General features: G+C 56.7%; 9 protein-coding genes. 4 read left to right on the plus strand and 5 right to left on the minus strand.

All coding sequences use genetic code 11. The annotated features are described in order from the left end of the window. The 5 genes from Q0M74_RS11555 to Q0M74_RS11575 all read right to left on the minus strand — a co-directional run. Positions 1–315: hypothetical protein (locus tag Q0M74_RS11555; RefSeq protein ID WP_293954580.1), on the minus strand; the 315-nt coding region annotated here is incomplete at its 3' end. 641 nt (positions 316–956) lie between these two features. Then, a complete protein-coding gene (locus tag Q0M74_RS11560) occupies positions 957–2,348 on the minus strand; it encodes a DUF418 domain-containing protein (protein WP_293954582.1) in 1,392 nt (463 codons plus the stop codon). Positions 2,349–2,465: 117 nt separating this feature from the next. After that, positions 2,466–3,101, minus strand: a complete 636-nt coding sequence (locus tag Q0M74_RS11565; RefSeq protein ID WP_293954584.1) for an NADH-quinone oxidoreductase subunit J — start codon at positions 3,099–3,101, stop codon at positions 2,466–2,468. A 194-nt stretch (positions 3,102–3,295) separates the two neighbouring features. Then, complete coding sequence (locus tag Q0M74_RS11570; RefSeq protein WP_293954586.1) at positions 3,296–5,011, minus strand: DEAD/DEAH box helicase; 1,716 nt, start codon at positions 5,009–5,011, stop codon at positions 3,296–3,298. Next, complete coding sequence (locus tag Q0M74_RS11575) at positions 5,008–5,247, minus strand: DUF3039 domain-containing protein (protein WP_293954588.1); 240 nt, start codon at positions 5,245–5,247, stop codon at positions 5,008–5,010. The genes Q0M74_RS11570 and Q0M74_RS11575 overlap by 4 nt, the downstream gene beginning before the upstream one ends. Before the next feature lie 57 nt (positions 5,248–5,304). Here Q0M74_RS11575 and Q0M74_RS11580 point away from each other — a divergent pair, with 57 nt between their 5' ends. The 4 genes from Q0M74_RS11580 to Q0M74_RS11595 all read left to right on the plus strand — a co-directional run. Continuing rightward, positions 5,305–5,823: a DUF3099 domain-containing protein gene (locus Q0M74_RS11580; protein ID WP_293954590.1), complete on the plus strand. Its 519-nt coding sequence runs from the start codon at positions 5,305–5,307 to the stop codon at positions 5,821–5,823. Beyond that, positions 5,813–7,360: a class I SAM-dependent methyltransferase gene (locus Q0M74_RS11585; RefSeq protein ID WP_293954593.1), complete on the plus strand. Its 1,548-nt coding sequence runs from the start codon at positions 5,813–5,815 to the stop codon at positions 7,358–7,360. The genes Q0M74_RS11580 and Q0M74_RS11585 overlap by 11 nt, the downstream gene beginning before the upstream one ends. A gap of 93 nt (positions 7,361–7,453) precedes the next feature. Then, entirely contained in the window at positions 7,454–7,888 is a 435-nt protein-coding gene (dtd, locus tag Q0M74_RS11590) for a D-aminoacyl-tRNA deacylase (protein WP_293954595.1), read from the plus strand. A gap of 244 nt (positions 7,889–8,132) precedes the next feature. After that, positions 8,133–8,628, plus strand: a 496-nt coding sequence (locus Q0M74_RS11595) for a sigma-70 family RNA polymerase sigma factor (RefSeq protein WP_293954597.1), incomplete at its 3' end; no start/stop codon positions are given.

The following is an 8,628-nucleotide window of genomic DNA, read 5'->3' on the forward strand; positions in this document are numbered from 1 at the left end:
CGCTTTTAAAATTATGGGAATGGTTGCCCCCTTCGCGTTTACTTCCAACCTCCGAGTCCCACCCGACCAATAGCCCACCGCATCCGCATTCCCGCCGACGAAGTCCGGAATTACGCCTGTGGTGGGATCGGCCTTTATCACCTCTACCTGCTCCGATTTCCCTTGCGCCAGACCCTCTTCATAACCTTGTGCAAGGCCCTCTTCAAAACCAGAGTCAAATCGAATGAAATAGAGTGAAGCTGCCACCCCCATCACAATTATCAGCGCTATTCCTAATGCAATAGTTAGACCATTACTTTTCTTCCCTTTTTCCATGGCTTCTCCGTTTGTAAATAGTGTGATTACCCTGTGAAAACTCCAGTTTACTCTAGCGAGGCGCTCCAAATAGTCATTCCCCTGGCAAGTTAGCAAGCATCTTCTTGGTTGGCTGCTAGACGATGATCGCAGCCGAATGACGTGAATCGGCGAGGTGTGCCGGAATCCACGGGCCTAAAAGCGGTGGTAGAAGGTTGCTGGTAAAACAACGCATTCATGCTCGTTGAGCATGCGGCACATCCGCTCGATGGAATGCAGGTGTCGGTGAGTGTGGAGGAAGCGGGCAATCACAGCTTTGAACACCTGGTGCTGCATCGATTCGGAACTGGTTCCGTGTTCCCCAGACCGGTGGGCTATAGGACGAAGCCTCAAACGCGAGGTCCGCGGATACATCTTCCCACGGGGAATGTGGTGGATCAGAACGTCGGAGTGGGACCGGGAGACGTCGATGCAGCGCTCCCATTCCGCGCCCCAACCTAACGAAGCACTACTAGGGGCGTGGGTGGGAAGGCTTGTACATTTATGGAACTTTATATAACCCATCCTGAAAAGACGCAGCTGTGAAGCATACGAAGTTCCACAATGTATAATCCGTGGCACCTCAGCGAAGTGCCACGACATCACCTTTCTCAGGTGATCCCCTACTGGTGTGGGGTGCCACCTTCACCCTCATCTGGGTGAAGGTGGTGGAGCGGCTGGGCACCGGGGATCGGACGGTAGTCACCGGCGCTCGGGAATGCCTGTGGGTGATGCGGATCCACATAGGGATCCTGTAATCCCTTCTTCCCATAAGAGACACGGCGGTGTATGGCTTCAAATGGTCCCCGGCGTCCAGCAAGTTCCAGAGCAAACGCCAGGAACACCGTGATCAACCAGACCACCAGCGCCACCGCACTGGCCCCCAAGATGCCCTGCCCAATGCCCAGACCGAGTGTGAAGGGCTGGGTGATGATGAGGAGCAGGAAGGACTGCATGATGTAGCCACTCATGGAACGGGCACCCAGTGCTGCGATCATCCGGGGAAGCAGCGGGAGGGTGACCTTCTCCCCTCTTTCCGCCTGGGCATTCATTCGGCGCTGCAGGGGCTGGACCAGCAGCGCGATACTGGCCACGATGCCGGGGCCGGTGAGAGCACCGACCGCCTGGTTCAAGCCGGAGAACAGTGTCGCCCAGGCGTTTGGCAGCACACCGATCTCTGCGAGCCCCCAGGGCAGTCCGATGAATACTGCCACCGCCAGGGCGATCCCCACCGCAGCCCAGAGTGGTTTAAGGAATTCATCCACCCGGCTCAGGACCCGGTGGCGGGCTGCGATATAGCCGACGATCATCACCGGGAAGAGCATGAGGATCTCCATCGGCACGGCAGCTATCTGTCCTACCACCATGAACAGGGCAAAAAGAAGATATTCTCCATAGCTTTCAAAGGTGTCAAAGGCGGAGCCTGTGACGGTGGCCTGGAGGTCACCATCCATGAGCATGGACATCGCAAGGAGAGCTCCACCCATGATCAGAGCGTTGATGGTGAAGAGTACACCGGCGACCCACCAGAGGGTCTTGTCCTTGAAGGTCATGATGGCTGCAAAGAGCATGCCGGCCACACCATAGAAGAACATGATGTCTCCCCAAAAAAGGAAGATCATGTGTGCCAGGCCGAATACGGCCAGGAATCCATATCGGCGGGTGAGGATCCCGCGGGCTTTCCCCTCCGGGTATTGCCTGCGCCAGAGGCTGGTGACGATCATGCCCACGCCATAGCCCAGCATGGTGGAGAACATCGGCAGACCACGGACATGGATGAACATGGCGCTGATCACCGCCATGATCTCCTCCCAGATGGACCCGTTGACCAAACCGCCCAGTGCGCCTGCCTTCAATGATGCTTCAGGCACCACCCAGGCGGTGGCCACATTAGCCAGTGCGATCCCCAGTAGGGCGATGCCACGGGCGATATCCGGCGAGAGGATACGGTGTTTCTGCGCGGAACGTTCAGGTTTCCGAGTCGGTTCAGCAGGAACTGCTCCTGGTGTCGTCATGAAATATGTCCTTGTAAAAAAGATTGGCGCTGAGCGCTGCGGAGGTATCTGATACCAAAGGCCCCACAGATACGTGGAGCCCGGTTAAAATCAGCGGTGGAAAACTATCAACAGTGACTATTGGAAATTCTGGTTGATGGACTGTTCAATACATGCCTGCTGCGCAGCTGGATCAGTGTTGTCAGCAACGCAGTCGATGATTCCGGAGTTGCTGAAGAATACCACCGCGCCGATGATGACAACCGCGATGATGGCCAGGGTGAGAATGGAGAGCACCAGACCGGCGATGGACCAACCGGTCCGCTTGTTGGATCCCTGGTATTTCTTTCCCTTCACCAGTGCCACGATGGCCACGATGATTCCTGCCACCGCGATGAACGGTGCCAGCAGGCCGATCAGGCCCACGACAGGGATCAGCATCAGCAGCAGGGAGACAACGCTGGCGATACCCAGGCCCAGTGCCCAGGCCGCGGTCTTGTTCTTGGTTATATTCATCGGTGAGTTTTCAAAGCCTCCGGAGTAACCCGAGTTATATGGGTCCTGGTAGCCGTCGCCACCGGCTGTGGGATAGCTGGCGCTGAACTGGCCTGCTCCAGTGGGTTCCGAGGGATATGCTCCACCAGCAGAGTCAACCTGGTCGCCACCATAGGAACCATAACCTGGGGTGGCATCGGTGTTGTTCTGATTTGTGCCGTCATCATTGCCAGGGTTGTTATTTCCTGGTTCACCATAAGGATAGTTTGGGGTTGTCATAGGGAGTGTCGGCCTTCCTCAATTTTGTTGTACAGATTCCCACGTTGGTGGTGCCACTATCGGAGAGTTTCTCATGCGTGCATCAGAAATTATCTACGAAGTGCTCAGACAAGAATACCCCTGCAACTGATAACAAGTCGCAGGGGTATGTATTTTGATGTGAAAACTTTATCGTTCACACATCTATTTGGCAGTTACCACTGTCGTAGATACGCAATCCGGTCACGCAACTGCTGTGCACTGCACAGTGCAGTGGGTGGGCCACCACAGTTTTTCCGTGCCTCTGTATGAATAGCACCGTGTGGGCGGCCGGTGCGTCCCGAGGTGATCGACACAATGGTGTTGAGCTCCTTGCGCAGACGTGGGATCTCATCACTGGCAACTTCATCAGTTGCTGGTTTCTCATGGATCTCCGCCTCACGTTGCTTCAGGCGCTCCTGTTCCTTGCGGCGCTTCTCCTCGATCTCACGGGCATCCAGCTGCTCCTCCTGACGCTTGCGCAGAAGTTCACGCATCTGTTCCGCATCAAGAAGACCCGGGAGACCCAGGTAGTCGGCTTCCTCAGCAGAACCGGAGAAGGTTCCGGTGCCATAGGTGGAACCATCATAGATCAGGGAATCAAGCTCGGCGTCCGCCCCCAGTGATTCATATTTGGGGAGGAAATCCGGTTCGCTTTCCTTACGGTTAGCGTCCTGAAGGAGTTCATCATCCCAGCCCTCATTCGGGCGATCCGGTTTGCCCAGCACATGATCACGTGAGACCTCGAGCTTTGCCGCCAGATCCAGCAGGACAGGAACCGAGGGTAGAAACACCGACGCGGTCTCACCCGGCATACGGGAACGCACAAAACGGCCGATCGCCTGCGCGAAGAACAACGGTGTTGATGCTGAGGTGGCATAGACACCCACAGCCAGACGCGGAACGTCCACACCTTCAGACACCATGCGCACCGCCACCATCCACTCATCGGTGGAATTGGAGAAAGTTTCAATTCTCGCCGAGGCACCCGGCTCATCCGAGAGGACGATTGCCACGGGGGTGGAGGACATCTCCTTTAAAATCTTGGCGTAGGCACGGGCCGTCTTGGTGTCTGATGCGATCACCAGGCCGCCGGCATCAGGGATGTTCTGACGCAGCTGCATCAGGCGGGTGTGGGCTGCTGATAATACAGAGGGGATCCAGTCACCCTTGGGGTCAAGAGCGGTTCGCCAGGCCTTGGCCGTCTGCTCGGCATTGAGCGGTTCGCCCAGCCGTGCTGCGTATTCCTCACCCGCACTGTCGCGCCACCTGGCCTCGCCTGAATAGGCGAGGAATACCACGGGCCTGACCACGCCGTCGGCAAGCGCCTCGGAATAGCCGTAGGTGTGGTCCGATCGGGACACCATGTGCCCATGATCGTCCTCGGTATAGCGAACAAACGGAATCGGGGAATCATCCGACCGGAAAGGTGTACCGGTCAGTGCCAGGCGATGCTCAGCATCACGGTAGGCCTGACTGATGCCCTCACCCCAGCTCTTGGCGTCACCACCATGGTGGATCTCATCCAGGATGACCAGGGATTTCCGCGCCATGGTGACTTGATAATGCTTGAACGGGTGCATGGACACCTGGGCATAGGTGACACAGATACCGTCATAGGCCGGATTGACACTACCGGAGTTCTTGAATTCAGGGTCAAGTGACAGTCCGACGCGTGCCGCTGCCATTGACCACTGGGTTTTCAGATGCTCAGTGGGTACCACAACAATGATGCGGTCAACAGTTCGAGATGCCTTGAGTTCCGTGGCCACGCGCAACGCAAACGTGGTTTTACCTGCACCGGGGGTTGCCACGGCCAGGAAGTCACGGGGTTTTTCCACAAGGAACTTATCCAGAGCAGCGCGCTGCCACGCTCTTAGATTGCCACTCACTTCTTGCGCAGACCCTTAAAAACTCTCTCACAGTCAGGACACACCGGGGATCCGGGCTTGGCTTGTTTGGTCACAGGGAAAGTCTCACCACACAGGGCAACAACCATGCGACCATTGACAGCGGAGTCCACGATCTGGTCTTTCTTCACATAATGGAAGAACTTCGGGGTGTCATCGCTAGTGGCGTTATCTTCCCTGACATCGGGGCGTTCAATAGTCTTCGTTGTCGTTCTCACTCCTCCCATCATGCCCCAAATTCCTGTGTTGGCCATAAACGGACTACCCTTTGCGATATGAACCAGCGGAAACCCCGGCCCAAAAACCCGAAAGGATCATCGGGATCTTCAGCATCCCGCAAACTCAAGCATGTTTTTTACCGGGGCGACATCCTCCTGGTTACTGATAAAAAGCGCACCCACATGCAGGATCTGCGCCATCGTCGCCGCACCTACAATCTGATTCAGGCAGCACGGATCCCACTGTTGGCCCTTGCCGGGATCTGTTGGATGGTGTGGGGGTACTGGTGGCTGGCGGGCATCATCTTCATCATCTCGATCCCACTGCCCTGGATTGCCGTAGTGATCGCCAATGCCCAGGGACAACCCCGTGATCCGCGGGAAAAGGCTGTATATAAACCCGGTGTGGCACGACAGTTGAATCAGCAGGCGGAACTTGAGGCCCGGCGTGTCCGGGAACTGGATGCCGCCCCTGCTGAGAAGTCCGGTGGGGAGTTGGATATCATCCGCGATTTTGATGGCATCACCATTGATGCTGATGACGAGAATAAAAAGGACGACAAGAATGACCGTTAGCCCGCAGCACCGTTCACCACTGACAGCTGTTGCCCGTGATGTAAAGAAGGTGTTCCGGGAGATCGCCTACACCACCTCCGGGATTGCGGATCTGCTTGGTCCGGAGTACACCCAGGCCATGCATGCCGGTCAGCCTGCTGCTGTGCGTTATCACCTGGATTCACTTCCCGACTCCGATCTCAGCTTTGCAATCCGGGCTTTTGTGCTGCGGGATCCGGTATCTGTGGCGTCGCTCGGCACCTTGCTGGGTGCAGTTAACGTCGACAAGCTTGTCGACGCCGGGTTTGCAATCGAGACCTCGCCTGTTTCCGTGCGCATGCTGATTGATATCCGTCCGCACCTGATCGCAGGCCGTCAGCAATGGGTGTTTTCTGATGCTGATGCTTCCATGACCCAACATGTGCCCGGCCCGGATCATGTGCTGGGTGTGGGTGCCGCCAGCCTGTCGCTGTTGCAGGCGACCCCTACTTCACCCACTGGTCGGGTTCTTGATCTTGGTACCGGTTCCGGTATTCAGGTGCTGGGCCAGGCAGGTCTTAGCTCCTCCATCACCGCAACCGATGTTCATCCACGTGCGCTGGATTTTGCAGAAGCCACCCTCATTGATTCCGATATTGAGGCAGAACTGCTGGAGGGCAGCTGGTTTGAGCCGGTTGAGGGCCGTGACTTTGACCGTATCATTGCCAACCCACCGTTTGTGGTGGGTCCGCCGGAGATCGGTCATGTCTACCGCGATTCCGGGATGGATCTGGATGGGGCAACCAAACTGGTGGTGGAGCAGGCCTGTGCCCACCTCTCCCCCGGTGGCACCGCCCACCTATTGGGCGCATGGGTGCATTCGAAGGACCAGTCCTGGCAGCAGCGGGTGGCTGAATGGCTTCCTGATGAGGGCTTCGCCTCCTGGATCATCCAGCGCGATTCCGTCAGCCCGGCACACTATGTAGGCACCTGGCTCGCCGATGAATCCCTGGACCTGCGTGGTGAGGAGGCTGCAGAACGCACCACCGCGTGGCTGCGACACTTTGATGCGGCAGGTGTTAATGGTGTGGGCTTCGGTTTCATAGCCATCCAACGCCTGACTCTGGATCAGGCGGCAGAGAAGTCCGACATCCTTGCAGAAGAGATGCCCCAGTACTTTGAGGATCCCCTGGGCCCAGAGGTCTCGGAATATTTCTCACGCATTTCCTGGTTACGGGAGCAGACCCGTTCCTCACTCCTGGAGTCTCAGTACCGGGTGCGTCCGGGCGTGGCACAGGAGGACGTCAGCCTTGCTGATATAGAAGATGGCATGGGCTTTACGCCGGTGGCTAAACGCCTGGCGCGTACCGATGGTCCCCGTTGGAGTCACGATATTGATGAGCATCTGGCAGCGGTTCTCTCCGGGTTGCATCCGGACGGGCTGAATCTTGAGGAAACCCTCGGGCTCTATGCCATGGCCAAGGGTGTAGAAGAAGAAGCACTATACAACGGTGCCATTTCAGCCATCGTGGATCTGGTCCGCCACGGTCTGGTTCTGCCAGCCGAACTGATCGCTTAGGACGCTGCGCCGCCCATTACCGTCTATCCCGGAGTTCAATGTGTCACCACATTGATATGTCACTGATACAAGGTTAAAGGAAGTAGATATCTGATGAAAGCTGTGTTGACACGGGTGAGCTCTGCCAGCGTCACGGTTGATGGTGAGATCGTGGGTGCCATTGACTGTCCTGATACCGGCGGTATCTTGGCCCTGGTGGGCGTTGGTACCGATGATACTGACGACGCCTGGGAAACCATGGTTCTTAAGATCGCAGAGCTCCGCATTCTCGACGGTGAGAAATCTGTCCGCGATGTTTCCGCACCCGTGCTGCTCGTCAGCCAGTTCACCCTCATGGGACGCACTGCAAAAGGCCGTCGCCCCTCCTGGTCCGAGGCAGCATCCAGTGATCAGGCTGAACCTGTGATCTCAAGAATCGCCCAGGGTCTCCGGGAACGGGGAATCCTGGTGGAGGAAGGTCGCTTCGGCGCCATGATGAAGGTGAGCTCTGTGAATGACGGTCCCTTTACCGTCCTGGTGGAGTGCTGATGACTGCCCCTTGTACGGCTGTTATTGCCCCTATGCAGGCATTTTAGGGGAACGAAGTAATAATAGTCAGAGTTCCATTCTGCAATATGTTCATATATAAAGAACCTTCGAGCACCCCTACGTCAGTAACATGTCCTTGACTTTACCCCCTTCAGGGGTGGCGTCAATGACTCATAAAATAAAGGGAACTTTTAGACTGGTCGCCTCGTTGAACAATGTGAACCGCGAAATTAGGAGGCCAGTTATGACTCAACCGTCCACGCAGGATCTCACCGGCAACGATCGAGAGGTTGACCCCGGAAGCAGGCGAGGTCAGACCAACGACAATCCCTCACAGGACCTTGTTCGCGTTTATCTCAACGGCATTGGAAAGACAGCACTCCTCACCGCAGAGAATGAGGTTGAGCTGGCGCAGGCCATTGAGGTCGGCTTGTACTCCGAGTACCGCCTCAAGCAATCTGACAAGCCACTCACCCGCGCCATGAAGCGCGATCTGAAGGTCCTGGCCAAGGATGGCAAGAAGGCTCGAGCACACCTTCTTGAAGCCAACCTCCGCCTCGTCGTGTCCCTAGCCAAGCGCTACACCGGCCGTGGCATGCCACTGCTGGACCTGATCCAAGAAGGCAACCTCGGACTCATCCGCGCGATGGAGAAGTTCGATTACACCAAGGGCTTCAAGTTCTCGACCTACGCCACCTGGTGGATCCGCCAGGCCATCACCCGCGGCATGGCAGACCAAT

The sequence above is a fragment of the uncultured Corynebacterium sp. genome (genome assembly GCF_945649885.1).
GTDB lineage: Bacteria > Actinomycetota > Actinomycetes > Mycobacteriales > Mycobacteriaceae > Corynebacterium.